Origin of the sequence: Brevundimonas viscosa (assembly GCF_900116065.1) — a bacterium.
GTDB classification, from domain to species: Bacteria; Pseudomonadota; Alphaproteobacteria; order Caulobacterales; family Caulobacteraceae; genus Brevundimonas; species Brevundimonas viscosa.
In genome coordinates this window covers 104,784-120,602 of the sequence record NZ_FOZV01000004.1, presented here as the reverse complement: position 1 = coordinate 120,602, position 15,819 = coordinate 104,784, and the positions used below count along the sequence as shown (strand labels likewise).

Annotated in this window: 15 protein-coding genes and 1 tRNA gene; 7 read left to right on the top strand and 9 right to left on the bottom strand. The window is 69.8% G+C overall.

The features are described from left to right. Positions 1 to 61 precede the first annotated feature (61 nt). A complete protein-coding gene (locus tag BM333_RS08990; RefSeq protein WP_092310089.1) occupies positions 62 to 2,383 on the top strand; it encodes an ATP-dependent helicase in 2,322 nt (773 codons plus the stop codon). A 42-nt stretch (positions 2,384 to 2,425) separates the two neighbouring features. Here the strand turns inward: BM333_RS08990 and BM333_RS08985 are convergent, their stop codons facing one another. Continuing rightward, the gene (locus BM333_RS08985) at positions 2,426 to 2,671 is read right to left on the bottom strand and encodes a DUF378 domain-containing protein (protein WP_092310086.1); all 246 of its coding nucleotides are present in this window, start codon (positions 2,669 to 2,671) and stop codon (positions 2,426 to 2,428) included. A 173-nt stretch (positions 2,672 to 2,844) separates the two neighbouring features. Between BM333_RS08985 and BM333_RS08980 the strand changes: the two genes are divergently transcribed. Both BM333_RS08980 and parE read left to right on the top strand, forming a co-directional pair. Further along, positions 2,845 to 4,200 carry an O-antigen ligase family protein gene (locus BM333_RS08980; protein WP_245777210.1) on the top strand — a complete coding sequence of 452 codons (1,356 nt, stop codon included), beginning with the start codon at positions 2,845 to 2,847 and terminating at the stop codon, positions 4,198 to 4,200. Continuing rightward, positions 4,163 to 6,256 (top strand): DNA topoisomerase IV subunit B, encoded by a 2,094-nt coding sequence (gene parE, locus BM333_RS08975; RefSeq protein WP_092310080.1) that lies wholly within the window; start codon positions 4,163 to 4,165, stop codon positions 6,254 to 6,256. Before BM333_RS08980 ends, parE begins: the two co-directional genes overlap by 38 nt. Here the strand turns inward: parE and BM333_RS08970 are convergent, their stop codons facing one another. The 4 genes from BM333_RS08970 to BM333_RS08955 all read right to left on the bottom strand — a co-directional run bounded on the left by BM333_RS08970 (position 6,257) and on the right by BM333_RS08955 (position 9,323). Continuing rightward, on the bottom strand, positions 6,257 to 6,775 hold the full coding sequence (locus tag BM333_RS08970) for a phosphoglycerate mutase family protein (protein WP_092310077.1): 519 nt from the start codon (positions 6,773 to 6,775) through the stop codon (positions 6,257 to 6,259). A gap of 88 nt (positions 6,776 to 6,863) precedes the next feature. Next, entirely contained in the window at positions 6,864 to 8,201 is a 1,338-nt protein-coding gene (locus BM333_RS08965) for a glycosyltransferase (RefSeq protein WP_245777209.1), read from the bottom strand. A gap of 46 nt (positions 8,202 to 8,247) precedes the next feature. Further along, positions 8,248 to 8,403, bottom strand: coding sequence for a type II toxin-antitoxin system antitoxin (locus BM333_RS08960; protein ID WP_245777208.1), 156 nt, complete (start codon positions 8,401 to 8,403; stop codon positions 8,248 to 8,250). A 29-nt stretch (positions 8,404 to 8,432) separates the two neighbouring features. After that, positions 8,433 to 9,323 carry an SPFH domain-containing protein gene (locus BM333_RS08955; protein ID WP_092310071.1) on the bottom strand — a complete coding sequence of 297 codons (891 nt, stop codon included), beginning with the start codon at positions 9,321 to 9,323 and terminating at the stop codon, positions 8,433 to 8,435. Between the two features lie 198 nt (positions 9,324 to 9,521). On the opposite strand from BM333_RS08955, the gene BM333_RS08950 reads away from it, so the two are divergent. The 4 genes from BM333_RS08950 (at position 9,522) to BM333_RS08935 (ending at position 13,602) form a co-directional block, all read left to right on the top strand. Then, on the top strand, positions 9,522 to 12,827 hold the full coding sequence (locus tag BM333_RS08950) for an autotransporter outer membrane beta-barrel domain-containing protein (RefSeq protein WP_092310068.1): 3,306 nt from the start codon (positions 9,522 to 9,524) through the stop codon (positions 12,825 to 12,827). Positions 12,828 to 12,880: 53 nt separating this feature from the next. Next, positions 12,881 to 12,957: transfer RNA gene (locus BM333_RS08945), tRNA-Val, on the top strand. Between the two features lie 67 nt (positions 12,958 to 13,024). After that, positions 13,025 to 13,255: a hypothetical protein gene (locus BM333_RS08940; protein WP_092310064.1), complete on the top strand. Its 231-nt coding sequence runs from the start codon at positions 13,025 to 13,027 to the stop codon at positions 13,253 to 13,255. A 74-nt stretch (positions 13,256 to 13,329) separates the two neighbouring features. Further along, positions 13,330 to 13,602 carry a hypothetical protein gene (locus BM333_RS08935; protein WP_092310061.1) on the top strand — a complete coding sequence of 91 codons (273 nt, stop codon included), beginning with the start codon at positions 13,330 to 13,332 and terminating at the stop codon, positions 13,600 to 13,602. Here the strand turns inward: BM333_RS08935 and BM333_RS08930 are convergent. Genes BM333_RS08930 through queC form a run of 4 tightly spaced genes read right to left on the bottom strand, consistent with a single transcriptional unit; the run spans position 13,599 to position 15,785 of the window. Next, positions 13,599 to 14,069 carry a GNAT family N-acetyltransferase gene (locus BM333_RS08930; protein WP_218151444.1) on the bottom strand — a complete coding sequence of 157 codons (471 nt, stop codon included), beginning with the start codon at positions 14,067 to 14,069 and terminating at the stop codon, positions 13,599 to 13,601. The two genes, BM333_RS08935 and BM333_RS08930, sit on opposite strands and share 4 nt — an antisense overlap. Beyond that, complete coding sequence (locus BM333_RS08925) at positions 14,066 to 14,434, bottom strand: 6-pyruvoyl trahydropterin synthase family protein (protein ID WP_092310059.1); 369 nt, start codon at positions 14,432 to 14,434, stop codon at positions 14,066 to 14,068. The genes BM333_RS08930 and BM333_RS08925 overlap by 4 nt, the downstream gene beginning before the upstream one ends. After that, on the bottom strand, positions 14,434 to 15,069 hold the full coding sequence (gene queE, locus BM333_RS08920; RefSeq protein ID WP_092310708.1) for a 7-carboxy-7-deazaguanine synthase: 636 nt from the start codon (positions 15,067 to 15,069) through the stop codon (positions 14,434 to 14,436). The genes BM333_RS08925 and queE overlap by 1 nt, the downstream gene beginning before the upstream one ends. Further along, on the bottom strand, positions 15,066 to 15,785 hold the full coding sequence (gene queC / locus BM333_RS08915; RefSeq protein ID WP_092310056.1) for a 7-cyano-7-deazaguanine synthase QueC: 720 nt from the start codon (positions 15,783 to 15,785) through the stop codon (positions 15,066 to 15,068). The genes queE and queC overlap by 4 nt, the downstream gene beginning before the upstream one ends. Between the last annotated feature and the right edge of the window lie 34 nt (positions 15,786 to 15,819).

Sequence of the window (15,819 nt, the reverse complement as noted above, 5' to 3'; positions counted from 1 at the left end):
CCAGCCTCGATCGGGAGCGGCTGACAAGCGGGCGCGTGCTCCTTATGTTCCGTCGGTTCCCATGACCGATTCAGCTCCTCCCCGCATCTCCGACCTCGCGCGCGCCCGGCCGCCCGCCGGCGCCCTGCCGGACTATCTCTCCGGCCTCAATCCCGAACAGCGCGAGGCGGTGGAGACCACCGAGGGCCCGGTGCTGGTGCTGGCCGGCGCCGGCACAGGCAAGACGCGCGTGCTGACGACCCGCCTCGCCCATATCCTGGCGACCGGGAAGGCGCGGCCGTGGGAGCTGCTGGCCGTCACCTTCACCAACAAGGCCGCGCGCGAGATGCGCGAGCGAATCACCCATCTGATCGGCCCCTCGGCCGAGGGCCTGCGCTGGCTCGGCACCTTCCACTCGGTGGCCGCCCAGATCCTGCGCCGGCATGCGGAACTGGTCGGGCTGAAATCGACCTTCACCATCCTCGACACCGACGACCAGGAACGGGTCTGCAAGCAGCTCATCGAGGCGGCCAACCTCGACGCCAAGCGCTGGACGCCGCGTTCGCTCAGCGGCCTGATCGACCACTGGAAGAACCGCGGCTGGACGCCGGAGAAGCTGCCGCCCAGCGAGGATTTCGCCAACGGCAAGGGTCAGACGCTGTACGCCGCCTACCAGGCCAGGCTCGCCTCGCTGAACGCCTGCGACTTCGGCGATCTGCTGCTGCACAACATCACGATCCTGTCGCAGCACGCGGATATTGCGGAGGAATACCGCCGCCGCTTTCGCTACATCCTGGTCGACGAATACCAGGACACCAACGTCGCCCAGTACCTGTGGCTGCGGTTGCTGACCTCGTCCACCGGCAACGTCTGCTGCGTCGGCGACGACGATCAGTCGATCTACGGCTGGCGGGGGGCCGAGGTGGACAACATCCTCCGCTTCGAGCGCGACTTCCCCGGCGCCAAGGTGATCCGGCTGGAGCGCAACTACCGCTCGACCCACCACATCCTCGGCGCCGCCTCGGGGCTGATCAGCGCCAACCGCGGAAGGCTCGGGAAGACGCTGTGGACCGAGGAGACCTCGGGCGACAAGGTCCGCGTGCGCGGCGTCTGGGACGGCGAGGCCGAGGCCCGGCTGATCGCCGACGAGATCGAGACGGCGAAGAAATCCGGCCTCCACTACCGCGACATGGCGGTGCTGGTGCGCGCCTCGTTCCAGATGCGGGCGTTCGAGGAACGCTTCGTCATGCTTGCCATCCCCTACACGGTCATCGGCGGGCCGCGCTTCTTCGAACGGGCCGAGATCCGCGACGCCCACGCCTACCTGCGCCTGATCCTGTCGGAAGACGACGACCTGGCCTTCGAGCGCATCGTCAACGTCCCCAAGCGGGGCATCGGCGACACCAGCGTGCAGAAGATCCTGACCATCGCCCGCGAGAACGGCGTGTCGGCGATGCAGGCGGTGCGCGCCCTGCTCGGCTCCGACGAACTGCAGGCGCGCACCCGCACCGCTCTGTCGAACTTCGTGCGCGACCTCGACCGTTGGCGCGCCCGCGCTCCCGAGATCCCGCACTGGGAACTCACCGAGATGGTGCTGGAGGAAAGCGGCTACACCGACATGCAGAAAGCCGACCGGACCAGCGGCCAGACCCGGCTCGACAACCTCAAGGAGCTGGTCCAGTCGATGCAGGCCTTCGACGGCCTCACCGCCTATCTCGAACACGTCTCGCTGGTCATGGACCTCGATCGCGGGGACAGCGCCGACTCGGTGCAGATCATGACCCTGCACGGGGCCAAGGGGCTGGAGTTCCCGCTGGTCTTCCTGCCGGGCTGGGAGGAAGGCGTCTTCCCCAGCCAGCGCAGCATCGACGAGAAGGGCGAGAAGGGCCTCGAGGAGGAGCGCCGGCTGGCCTACGTCGGCGTCACCCGCGCCAAGCAGGACGCGCGCATCAGCTTCGCCGCCAACCGCCTCGTCTACGGGCGCTGGACCAGCCAGTTGCCCAGCCGCTTCGTGGACGAACTGCCTATCGACCACGTCGAGGCCGAGTCGGACACCGGCTACTATGGCGCCTCGGCCGGCATGAAGGAGGCCAAGAGCCGCTGGGACGAGGCGCCGAGCTTCGGCTCGGGCTATTCCTCCCCCGGCTGGAAGCGGGCCCAGTCCGCCACCGCCGCCCGCGCCCCCGCCGACCGGCCGGCCCGCCATACGCTGATCGAGGGCGACGGCCGCCTGATCGCCACCGCCGACCCCAAGGCCGGCTCGGGCTGGGCGAAAGGCGACCGGGTCTTCCACCAGAAGTTCGGCTACGGCCACGTCCGCGCCATCGAGGGCAACAAGCTGGTCGTCGCCTTCGACAAGGCGGGCGAGAAGAAGGTGATCGACACGTTCGTCGAAAAGGCCTGACCACAAGGGTCAGGCCTTCCCTCGCTTCCGGTCGACACCCGCTTACATGCGGGCGGCGGTCGTCCGGTGACCCGCCTCGGCGTGGGCCTCGCCGATGCGGAAGGCGCTCATCAGGGGCATGATCTGCCACAGGGCCGACAGACCGACGAGCACATAGACCAGACGCGACAGGGCCGAGCCTTCGCCGAAGATGGCGGCGACCAGGTCGAAGTCGAAGGCGCCGACCAGACCCCAGTTGAGGCCGCCGACGATGAGCAGGATGAGGGTGACGAGATTAAGGGCCTTCATGGGTAACCTCCTTGGTTACCTGACAAGCGTGTCCCCGGGCCGGTTGTTCCGCACATCCGGGTAGATTTCATATAGGTTTTAACAAGATAGCGTTGCCGTGGGCGGCTGCGCGGAGGGATGGCCGGGGCGCGCCGCCAACGCTTCCTTAAGCCGCATTCGCCAAACCTTGCGGCGTGCGCGCGCCCCGTTCAGCGGCTGGTCTGACCGACCCCGCTCCCCATTGGTGGGAGGCGGCGATCTGCGGCGTCATCATCGCCATGATGACCGGCGCCCTGATCGGCCCCGTCTTCGCGCCGACGCAGGAAGAGACGCCGATCCTGCGGCTGGTCTGGCTGCCGGCCTACGCCGCCATCGCCGGGCTGCTGCTCTACCGGATCGACCGGCTGTGGCGGGCCTGGCCGGCGATGCTGGCCATGGCGGCGGTGGTGGGACTGGCCTTCGCCTCGCGCTACTGGTCGATCGACTTCGCCACGACCATGCGCCGGGTCATCGCCCTGGCGATCAGCTGCGGCTTCGCCCTCTACCTCGGCGCCGCGTTCCGCGGCCCGCACCTGCCGCGCCTGCTGATGCTCACCGCCCTCGTGATGGCGGTCGGCAGCCTGGTCATGGTGTTCGGCTTCCCCGAGATCGGGGTGCACCAGTACGAGAACGCCGGCCTGTGGCGCGGCCTGTGGTACGAGAAGAACCAGATGGGGGCGGTCATGGTCATCGGGGCGACGGCCTCGGCGGCCTGTCTCGCCTCGCCTGATCCGCGGCGGCTCCTGCCGGCGATCGCCCTCATCCTGTCCAGCGGTCTGGTGCTCGCCACCCAGTCGAAGACCTCCCTGCTCTGCCTCGCCGTCGGCGTCGGGATGATCGGCGGCTTCTGGACGCTGCGACGCGGGGGCGCCGCCTTCTCGGTCTTGGCGATCTGGGTCGCCGTGGTGCTGGCGGGGCTGGGGATCTGGGTCTGGGAGACCCACTCCGTGGCGGTGCTGGAGGCGCTGGGCAAGGACCCTTCGCTGACCGGTCGCACCGACATCTGGGAGGCCCTGATGCGCAAGGTCGCCGACCGGCCGTGGACCGGCTACGGCTACGGCGCCTTCTGGGGCCGCGAGGGCGAGTCCGCTCCCGCCGACTGGGTGCGCAAGGAGACCCAGTGGCCGGTGCCCAACGCCCACAACGGCTGGATCGACCTGCTGGTCCAGCTGGGCTGGCCGGGGGCCATGCTGGTCGGGACGCTGATGGCGCTGACCGCTCTGGTCACCGTTCTGCGCAGCGCCGGCGCCGGTCTGCGCGAGGGTTGGTGGGCGCTCGGCTTCCTCGCCGCCTTCTTCATCCTCAGCCTGTCGGAATCGATCCTGATGGCCCACCAGGGCCTGCCGTGGGTGCTGTTCCTGGCGGTGCTGACCCGGGCGGTGCTGCCGTCGTCCACAGCCCCGGCCGCCGCGCTTGCCCCGCGGGCCCGCCGGGCCTACCAGACCGGTCCCCGAATCGCCGCACAGTATCCGAATGGGCCAGTCCGCCGACCTCCTCTCCCTGTTCGATGACGAGCCGACGCAGCCGCGTCCGGCCGAAGCCGCGCTGACGCCGCAGGCGATCGCGCCGAAGCCCCAGCCCGAGCCGGTCGCCAAGGCCGCGGTCGAGCACGCGGCCGCCGCGCCGTTGGCCGCCGCCACCGGCTACTCGGCCTCGTCGATCGAGGTGCTGGAAGGGCTGGAGCCGGTCCGCAAGCGCCCGGGCATGTACATCGGCGGCACCGACGAGCGGGCCCTGCACCACCTGTTCGCCGAAGTGCTCGACAACGCCATGGACGAGGCGGTCGCCAAGCACGCGAAGTTGATCACCGTCGACCTCGACGCCGAGGGCTGGCTGTCGGTGCGCGACGACGGTCGCGGCATTCCCGTCGACCCGCATCCCAAGCACCCGGGCAAGTCGGCGCTCGAGGTGGTGATGACCGTGCTGCACTCGGGCGGCAAGTTCTCGGGCAAGGCCTACGAGACCTCGGGCGGCCTGCACGGCGTGGGCGTCTCTGTCGTCAACGCCCTGTCCGAGCGGCTGGACGTCACCGTCTGGCGCGATGGCCACGAGTGGCGCCAGTCGTTCAGCCGCGGCCATGTGCAGGGCCCGATCCAGCAGGTCGGCCCCTCGCGCAAGAAAGGCACTCTGATCCGCTTCAAGCCGGACGAGGAGATCTTCGGCGTCGGCGCCGCCTTCAAGCCGGCGCGGCTGTTCCGTATGGCGCGCTCGAAGGCCTATCTGTTCCGCGGCGTCGAGATCCGCTGGACCTGCGCGCCAGAGCGGATCACCGACCACACCCCGGCGGAAGCCGTCTTCCACTTTCCGAACGGCCTGGCCGACGCGCTGCAGGAGCGGATCGGCGAGATCGAAACCGTCACCCCGACCTTCGCCGGCCGGGTCGAGCGCAAAGGCGAGGCCGGCGCGGTCGAGTGGGCCGTCACCTGGTCGCCGGCCGGGTTCGGCGAGGCCGACGGCTTCGTCAGCTCCTACTGCAACACCGTATCGACCCCGGACGGCGGCACGCATGAATCGGGCTTCCGGGCGGCGCTGGTGAAGGGTCTGAAGGCCTATGGCGAGTTGACCGGCGAGAAGCGCGCCGGCCTCATCACCGCCGAGGACGTCATCGCCAACGCCGGGGCCCTGGTCTCGGTCTTCATCCGCAATCCGGAGTTCCAGGGCCAGACCAAGGACCGCCTGTCCTCGCCCGAGGGCGCCCGTCTGGTCGAGCAGCTGCTCCGCGACCCGTTCGACCACTGGCTGACCGAGAGCCCCAAGCAGGCCAACCAGCTGCTCGGCTTCATCGTCGAGCGCGCCGAGGACCGGCTGCGCCGGCGCAAGGACAAGGAGGTCCAGCGCGCCGCCGCCACCCGCAAGCTGCGCCTGCCGGGCAAGCTGGCCGACTGCACGCGTCAGGCGGCCGAGGGCACCGAGCTGTTCATCGTCGAGGGGGATTCGGCCGGCGGCTCGGCCAAGCAGGCCCGCGACCGCAACACCCAGGCCATCCTGCCCCTGCGCGGCAAGATCCTGAACGTCGCCTCGGCCTCGGTCGACAAGCTGCGCCAGAACGCGGAGTTGTCGGACCTGACCCTGGCGCTGGGAGTCCAGCCCGGCAGCCGCTTCAACATCGACGACCTGCGCTACGAGCGCATCGTCATCATGACTGACGCCGACGTCGACGGGGCCCACATCGCCGCCCTGCTGATCACCTACTTCTACCGCGTCATGCCCGAGGTGATCCGCCAGGGTCGGCTGTTCATGGCCCTGCCGCCGCTCTACCGCATCCAGGCCGGCCCGCTGTCGGAGTACGCCCGCGACGATGCCCACCGCGACGAGTTGCTGGCCACCACCTTCAAGGGCAAGAAGGTCGAGATCGGCCGCTTCAAGGGTCTCGGCGAGATGATGGCCTCCCAGCTGAAGGAGACCACCATGGACCCGAGGAAGCGCACCCTCGCCCGGGTCGAGTTGCCGGAGAACGAGGCCGAGATCGAGGACCTCGTCGAGCGCCTGATGGGCAAGAAGGCCGAGGCCCGCTACCAGTTCATCCAGGACAACGCCCGCTTCGCGGTGGCCGACCTGGACGTGTAATCAGCAGGTCGACGCCGCCCCGTAGCGGCTGACCTCGCCGTGGACGTGGCCGTCCATCAGGTGCAGTACCGTCATCCGGTCGTACTCGCACTCGGGCATGTCTGCCGCCTCGGCGTAGCCGAGGGCGCGGGCGATCAGCGGCACGGTGTTGCTGTGTCCGACGATCAGCACCGTGGCGTCGGCCGGCAGGGCGCGGACGCGGGCGGCCGTGGCCGCGACATGCGCCGCGCCCCCGCCTTCCAGCGAGACGGGCTCGGAGAGGGCGGAGTGATACGCCGCCGTCGGCGCGGCGGTCTGGATCGTGCGCTGCATCGGACTGGTCAGGACCAGCACCGGATGCGCGTCGCGAAGAACCTCCGACAACAGCGCCGCGCGGGCCTGACCGGCCTCGGACAAGGCCGGGTCCGGGTTTCCGGGCGCATCCGCTTTCTCGGCGTGGCGCACGATGTAGACGGTCTGGGCCATCGCGGACGTGGCGGTCAGCAGCGACGCGACCGTCGCGAGCAGCAGGCGTTTCATGAAGATCTCCCCGTTTCCGAACCGCTAGGGCGGGATGGCGCGGCGGGCAAGATAACTTCCTGTCATCCGCGGACGGAGCGGCCTGCGGTCAGTGTTCGGCCCGGACTCCCGCGGGCTCGACGAAGGCGCGATGCCCGCTGACATCGGCGTAGGTCATGCACAGGTCCTCGAACACCCGGTTCCAGGCGAAGCGATCGACGGCCTTCTGGCGCGCCGCGGCGCCCACAGCCTCGATGTCGCGGGCGAACAGGGCCTCGACGGCGGCGGCGTAGTCGCGCGGATCCGTCGTCGGCGAGAGCTGGCCGACGGTCTGGTCGACGGTCTCCTTGACCCCGCCGGCGTCGACCCCGACCACCGGCCGGCCGCACGCCATCGCCTCCAGGACGATGAGGCCGAACGGCTCCTTGTCGTTGGCGTGCACAAAGGCGTCGCAGCTGGCGATGATCTTCGCCACCGCCTTCGGATTGGCCTCGTAGGGCAGCGAGATCACCCGCTCCTCGGCCGGAAGCCCCTGCCCCGCCCCGACCAGCACGAGGTGATAGGGGTCGCCCAGCCGCTGCACCGCCTCGATCAGCAGGTCGATGTTCTTCTCGCGCGCCGGCCGGCCGGCGAAGCACAGCAGCCGCGCCGACGCCGGCAGGCCCAGCTTCTTCAGCAGCCAGTCGCGATCCCGGCGATCGGGGTGGAAGGTGTCCACCTCCACGCCCAGCGGCTGGATGACGATGTCGCGGATGCCCGCCTCCTCAAGCCGGCGGGCGATGTAGCGGCTCGGCGAGACGACCCGGTCGAACTGGCCGAACAGCCGCGCCCAGCGCTTCTCCACCGGCTTCTTGGCCCATTCGCCGAAGTGCAGGGCCGCCAGCCCCGCCGGGTCGGAGTGGCAGAAGCCGACCACCGGACAGCCGGCCCGCTGGCCCGCTTCGAGCGCCCCCTGCCCCGGAGTGTAGGGGTCGCCGGCCTCGATCAGCGACGGGTTCAGCGAGGCCACCCAGGCGCCCCAGCGGCGCACCGAGGTCGGCCAGCGATAGCCGTCGCCGAACGGCAGCTTGGCGGCGTGGAGCTGGATGATCCCGTCCCCATCCGCCTTGTGGTGCGCCCCCGGTACGACCAGCGAGTGGGCCACGCCGGGACGGTTGGCCTCCAGCCAGGCCTTCTTGGAGAGCAGATAGCGCTTCACCCCGCCCGACTTGGGCGCATACAGCATGGTGGTGTCGACGAAGCGCGTCCGGGCGTCCTCGGCGGCCGCCTTGGTGGCCTTCAGCGTCTCCGAGACCTCTTCGTCCCAGCCGGGAAACAGGCGCAGCTCGCCTTCCTGCACCTCCAGCCCCGCCAGGTTCATGAGTTCCCGCTCCGTCGCGCTGATGTTGGCCGTGCCAACGCGCTGGACCCGCTTGTGGATGCGGCGGGCCTTGCGGACCCGGGACATGTGCGACTTCACCATGGCCGCGCCCTACCCCCGGGCAAGGCAAAGCTCAAGCGTCGTCCGTCTGCGGAGGGTCGTCATGCGCCGACACGCCGCGGCGGTGCAGGGCCTCGCGCAGCAGGATCTCCAGCTGGGCGTTGACCGAGCGCAGCTCGGCGGCGGCCAATTTCTCGACCGCCGCCATCACGCCGGGGGACGCGCGCATCAGGAAGGGCTTCCTGGGCCGCGCCGCCATCAGCCGTACAGGGTGCCGGTGTTGACGACGGGCTGGGCCTCCCGGTCGGCGCACAGCACCACCAGCAGGTTCGAGACCATTGCCGCCTTGCGGTCCTCGTCCAGCTCGACCACGCCGCGTTCGCCCAGATCGACCAGGGCGCTCTCGACCATGCCCACGGCGCCTTTGACGATCAGCCGGCGGGCGGCGAGCACGGCCTCGGCCTGCTGCCGCTTGAGCATGGCGCTGGCGATCTCGGGCGCATAGGCGAGGTGGGCCAGCCGCGCCTCGTCGACGACCACCCCGGCCACCCGCACCCGGCCGACCAGTTCCTCGCGCAGCCGGGCCGCCACCTCCTCGGCGTCCGCCCGCAGGGTCAGCTCGTGCTCCTCGCCGTGGTCATAGGCGTAGTGCGAGGCCAGATCGCGCAGGCCGGTGTCGACCTGGATGTTCACGAAGGCCTGATAGTCGTCGACGTCGAACAGGGCCTGGGCCGAATCCTCGACCCGCCAGACGACGTTGGCGGCGATCTCGATCGGATTGCCGCGCTTGTCGTTCACCTTCAGCTTGTCGCTGGTCAGGTTGCGGACGCGCAGGCTGATCTTCTTGCGGCTGTACCACGGCAGCACCCAGCGCAGGCCCGTCTTCCGGTCGGTGCCGCGATAGTCGCCGAACAGGAGGATCGCCATGCCCTCGTTGGGCTGCAGCGAGTAGAGCCCGCACAGCAGGAGCAGGCCGACGACGCCGGCCACGACGCCGCCGAGGATGACGAAGCCGTTCTCGGGATCCTGGGCGATCCCGATCGGGCCGCCGACCAGCAGCGCCAGGCCGAGCAGCAGCATGAGAATGCCGTTGGCGGTCCGCGCAGGCCGCTCGGCGGATAGGGAATGGGTGGTCGGCGTCTGGGTCATGGCCCCCTCCGTTGTCGATACAAAACTGATATCACTTTGATCGCAACTCGCGCAATAGCGAAGCTGACGACCGGGCCCTCAGGGGCCGTTCGGCCTTGCATTCGCCTCAAATTCGAGAAACTTGAGGCAGGCTGGCATGGTCCCTGTTAGAGGATCGCCGGCGTCTCTGCGCGCGTCGACCACAGGGGTTTCTACCGAATGCGTATTCTGCTCGCGACCGCGGTGGCGATCGCTCCCCTGATGGCGGCGTCCGGAGCCATGGCCGAGGTGGTGATCTCGAACGCGCGAACGACGCCGATCACGACGTCGAACGCGACCGGATCCGGGCCGGACAGCATCCGCATCACGAACGGCGGCTCGATCGCGGTGACCTCGGGCTCCGCCATCACCGTCGATTCCAGCCACAACGTGAACATCGAGGCGGGCGGCGCCGTCACCATGGCCAGCTCGGCGAACGGGTCCACCGGCATCCTCGTCAATGGCGGCAACAGTTCCGACATCACCATCGCGGGCTCCGTCACCGTCGTCGACGACATCACTTCGGACACAGACCAGGACACGGACAACGACGGCGACGTCGACGGCCCCTGGGCCACGGGCGCCAACCGCTATGGCGTGCGCGTGGTGGGTGCGGCCCCGCTGGACGGCGACATCACCGTCGCGCGTGGCGGCGCCATCCTGGTCGCCGGCAACGATTCCGCCGGCATCTCGATCGAGGCCCCGCTCGTCGGCGATCTGGACGTCTTCGGAGCCGTGAACGTGCGCGGCGACAACAGCTACGGCATCCGGACGACCGGCGACGTGACCGGCGACGTGAACCTGACCGGGACCGTGGATGCGCGCGGCGGCGGGGTCGTCGGCATCGCCGTCGACGGCGACGTCTCCGGCCGGGTGATGGTCCAGTCCACCGTCAACGTCAGCGGTTTCCGCTACACCGGCGCCCTTCCCACACGGCCTGAAGGCTACGTGGAGACCACGGAGAACGACGAAAGCGTCCTCTTCCTCGACGAGCTTGACCCTGACGACCTCCTGCAGGGCGGACCCGCGGTCCGGATCGCCGGCAACGTCGGGGCCGGCGTCCTGTTCGATGCGGCGCCGAGCTACCAGTCCGGCGGCCTGGAGGGCGATGACGACGGCGACGGCGTCAAGAACGGCGACGAGGACGACGACGGCGACGGAACGACGAACCGAACCGACACCGACCGTGACGGCGACGGCGTGCTGGACGCCAATGAGAGCACCGTCTCCATCACCAGTTTCGGTTCGGCCCCGGCCGTCCAGATCGGCTCTGCGACCGAGTCGATAACGATCGGCGTCGCGGGAACCGGGACCTCCGCCTACGGCGTGATCAACCGCGGTTCGATTTCGGCGCAGGGCGTGTACGACGGGTATTCCGCGACCGGCATGATGGTCGGCGGCGGCGCCGGACAGACGGTGACCATCGCCGGCGGGGTCCGCAACGAAGGCACGCTGTCGTCGCTGGCCCGCGAGGCCGATTCGACCGCTGTCCGGATCGGCGCCGGAGCGTCGGTTCCGGAGTTCTTCAACTCGGGCGCCATCACCGCCGGCATGGCGACGAAGCTGGCGACCGCAGGCACCGCCATCCTCGTCGACGCCGGCGCCAGCGTGGCCGCGCTCGTCAACGACGGAAGCATTCTGGCCACGTCAGGCGGCGGCGGAACCGGGCACGCCACCGCCATCCGCGACCTCAGCGGCACGCTCAGCTCGATCACCAACACCGGCTCGATCCAGGTGAACGTCTCCCCGGGCGAGGACGGCGTCCGCACCGGTCTGATGACGGCGATCGACGTCTCGGCCAACACCACCGGAGTGACCCTTCTGCAGGACGGCGTGCCGGGCACGCCCACGGCCTCCGATCCGGACACCGACGGCGACGGCGTCACCAACTCGAACGAGCCAATCATCGTCGGCGACATCCGGTTCGGTTCCGGCGCCGACCTGCTCGACGCCCGCAATGGCCAGATCCGCGGCGACATCGCCTTCGGCGACGGCGCCGACACGCTTCGTCTGACCGGCGGAGCGGCCATCCAGGGCGCCATCACCGACACCGACGGCGCGCTCGCCATCGACATCCAGAACGGCTCCCTCGACGCCCGCCAGACCACGGCGACCACGATTAGCAGCCTGAACGTCGGCTCCGAGGGCGATCTTCTCATCGCCCTCGATCCCGCCAACAGCGCCGCGGGCGGCTTCAACGTCACCGGGACGGCGACGCTGGCCAGCGGGGCCGGTCTCGGCGTCCGCTTCAACTCGTTGCTGGATGCCCCGGGCCGTTTCACCCTGATCGACGCGGGGACCCTGAACATCGGGGAGCTGGACCTGACGTCCTTCCAGGAGAACTCTCCCTACCTCTACATCGTGGAGGGCGGCGCCAGCGTCGCCGACGGGATCGTGTTCGCCGACGTCCGCCAGCGCACCGCCGAGGAGGCCGGATTCATCCCGGTCGAGGCGTCGATGTACGACGCCTTCTACAGCGCCCTGGGCCGCGACGCCTCGGTGCGCAGCATCTTCCTCGAACAGACCGGGCGCGAGGACTTCATCAATCTGTACGAGCAGCTGCTGCCGGAACACTCCGGCGGACCGTTGCTGTCCCTCGCCTCCGGGGTCGATGCCGTCACGCGCGCCCTGACGGGGCGCAACGCCACGGTCTCGCCCGGCGAGACCAGCGCCTGGGTCCAGGAGATCAACTTCTACGCCGACAAGGACAAGACCGACACCTACGGCTTCCGTTCGGAAGGCTTCGGGGTGGCGGGCGGCGTCGAGCGCGGCTCGGGCCTCGGCGCCATGGGCCTGTCGGTGGCCTTCACCTCGTCGGACCTCGAGGATCCCGAATCCGAGGCCGAGGAGGTGCTGTCGGCCAACCTGCTCGAGCTGGGGCTGTACTGGCGCGCGCAAGGCCAGCACTGGACGACGTGGGCCCGCGCCGCCGCCGGCTACGCCACCTTCGAATCCGAACGGCGCTTCGTCGGCGCGGGGCTGAACCTGTCGAACACCTCCGACTGGAACGGCTTCACCCTGGCCGCCGCGGGCGGCGCGTCCTACGAGCGCACCTTCGGCCGCTTCAGCGTGCGTCCGGAAATCTACGCCGAGTACTTCTCACTGAGCGAGGATGGCCACGTCGAGGAGGGCGGCGGCGACGGCTTCGATCTGGAGATCGACGACCGCGACGGCCACATGTTCTCGGCCACGGCCGCAGTGAACATCGGCATGGCCATGGGCGAGGACAGCTGGCTGAAGCCCGAGCTGCGCGTCGGCTGGCGCCAGAACATCTCGGTCGATCCGGGCGAAACGATCGCCCGCTTCCGCTCGGGCGGTCCCGACTTCACCCTCTCGCCGGACAGCATCGAGGGCGGCGGCCCGATCGTCGGCTTCCGCCTGAACGTCGGCAACGAGCTGGGCATGCTTTCGGTCAGCGCCGACGCCGAGATGATCGACGACTACGTGCGATACATGCTGTTCCTGCGAGCCAGCTTCCGGTTCTAGAACCGGCCTCAAGCCGCGAATCGCCGCGCGGCTCGCGGCAGGGCAGGACTATCGGGCGGCTAGCTCAGCTGGTCAGAGCACCTCGTTTACACCGAGGGGGTCGGGGGTTCGAACCCCTCGCCGCCCACCACCTGCCCTGCGGGTGCAACCTCTGGCCAGCTTGGGCGTTCCAGCGGGTCGTTGCGTCGGAGGATCCCATGAAGAAGACACTTGTCGCCGCCACCGCCGGTCTGTTGCTGGTCGCCAGCCAGGCCGTCGCCGCCAACAGCGCGGCTCCCCGGGTTCTGGACCGTCTGGGCCAGGATGTAACCGAAACCGGCGCGCCGGCGGGTGCGCAGCTCGCGGGCCTGCCCTTCGGTCTGCTCTTCGTGGCAGGCTTCACCGCCATCGCGGTGGTGGCCAACGACGACGACTCCGAAAGCGACTGACCCCGGTCCCCGCGGCGCGGGTCAGACGGCGTTCATCTTTCGCGGTTAACCCTGCGGCGTTCGGAGAACGCCCCATGACCTCGCCTGTCCGCAAACTCACGATCCTCGTCGCCCTGGCGAGCGCCGCCCTCATGCTGCAGGGTTGCCTCGTCGGCGCCGTCGTCGGGACCGCGGGAGCCGTCGTCGGCGGCACGGCCAAGGCCACCGGCGCGGTCATCGGAGCCGGCGTCGACGCCGTGACCACCTCGGACGAGGAGACCCGGGCCCGCCGCGAACGCGAGCAGCGTGAGTGGGAACGGAAGCAGCGTCGCTGCGAACAACGCCAGCGTCAGGGCCGCGACTGCTAGAGAGCCCGTTCCATGGCGTAGTTGTGGATCGCCACGCCGGCGATCTCGAAGTCCCGCCGCCCCTGCACCGTATAACCGCGCCTGAGGAAGAAGCGCCGGGCCGCCTCGCTGGCCTCAACGTAGAGCCGCGTCACGCCGTCGCCACGCGCCGCCGCCTCCAGCATGTCGACCAGCCGGGAGGCGACGCCCTGCCCGGCCACCTCAGGATCGGCGAACAGGAAGTCGATGTGGCCGTCCGCCTCCAGGTCGACGAAGGCCATCACGCGGCCCCCGTCGTCGGTCGCCACCCAGCAACGTCGCCCGTCGGCCATTTTCGCCCGAAACCGGTCCGCCCGCGGCTCCCGTCCGATCCACGCCTCGATCTGGGCCGGCGAATAGTCGCGCGAGCCGATTCCGCGCACGGCCCGCTCGAACACCTCCGCCAGGGCTTCAGCGTCCGTCTCCCGATAGGGCCGGATCCGGATCACAGCGTCAGCACGCAGCGTTCATTGATCGTCGGCCGCGCGACCTGGATGCGGCACAGTCCTGGCCATTCGCCGCCCAGCCGGTTCGCGAACCACAGGCACAGGTTCTCCAGCGACGGCAGCTCCAGCCCGGGCTTCTCGTTCAGCATGCCGTGGTCGAGCTCCTCCGCCGCCGTGCGCAGGGCGCGATCGAGCGCGCCCAGATCCGCGACCCAGCCGTGCTCCGCGTCGAGCGTTTCGGAGCGCACCGTCGCCTCGACCGTGAACGAATGGCCATGCACGCGGCGGTAGATGCTGCCCTCCGGCTCGTTGGGGAAGTGGTGGGCCGCGTCGAAGGTGGCCTGCTTGGTGATCTCGAAGACGGGCATTAGCGGACGCCGATATACTTGTGGGTCTGGACGCTGAGGCGCCATTTGGGATGGGCGAGGCAGTAGTCGAGGGCCGCCGCCGTGTTGGCCTCGCGCTCGGGCCCATCCATCGGCTGCAGCCAGAAGCGCTCGAAGGCGAGGTATTCGAACCGGTCCGGCATGGCCAGGGGCTGCGGGAAGACCAGCTTCAGCTCCTGGCCCGAGGTCTGCGCCACCGGCGCGTCAGCCTTGGGACTGACGCAGATCCAGTCGATCCCCGGCGGCGCGACGATCGTCCCGTTGGACTCGACGGCGATCTCGAACCCGCGCGCGTGCAGGGCCTCGATCAGCGGTCCGTCCAGCTGCAGCAGGGGCTCGCCGCCGGTGCAGACGACCAGTTTCGGATCGCCCTCGCGGCCGCGCCACATCGAAGCGACATGCTCGGCGAGGGCGTCGGCGGTCTGGAACTTGCCGCCGCCGTCCCCGTCGGTCCCGACGAAGTCGGTGTCGCAGAAGCTGCACACCGCCGCCGCCCGGTCCCGTTCCAAGCCGTTCCAGAGGTTGCAGCCCGCGAAGCGCAGAAACACGGCCGGACGGCCGGCCTGACCGCCCTCCCCCTGCACCGTCAGGAACACCTCCTTGGCCGCGTAGCTCATGGCCGCGCCGCCCACTCGCCGTAGCCCACGGCGCGCAGCTCGCAGGCCGGGCAGTCGCCGCAGCCGTAACCCCACGCGTGGCGCTGGTCGCGGTCGCCGCGGTAGCAGGTGTGCGACGCCTCCACGATCAGATCGACCAGCGGCGGTCCGCCGATCCGCTGGGCCAGGGCCCACGTCTCCGACTTGGTCAGCGCCATCAGCGGCGTCTCGATGACCAGCGGCTTGTCCAGCCCGAGGCTGAGCGCCCGCGCCATGGCCTCGATGGTGTCGCGGCGACAGTCGGGATAGCCGGAATAGTCCGTCTCGCACATGCCGCCGACCAGCACGTCCAGCCCCCGACGGTCCGCCAGCGCCGCCGCGACGGTCAGGAACACGAGGTTGCGCCCCGGCACGAAGGTCGTCGGCAGGCCCCGCGCGTCCAGTTCGATGGCTCGTTCGGCGGTCAGGGCGCTTTCGGCGATGCGGCCATAGCCGGTGAGATCGACGACGTGATCGGGCCCCAGCCGGTCGGCCCAGTCCTTCCGCAGCGCGGCCATGCGGGCGCGCACCTCCAGCCGGGCCTCCATCTCCACGGCGTGGCGCTGACCGTAGTCGAAACCGACCGTCTCCACGCGCGCGAACCGGTCCAGCGCCCACGCCAGGCAGGTGGCGCTGTCCTGCCCGCCGGAGAACAGGACGAGTGCTGATATTTCAGGGTTCTGGCCGATTTCGCTCATGACAAACCTGCGGTCGGCCGCCGGCCGCGCGCAT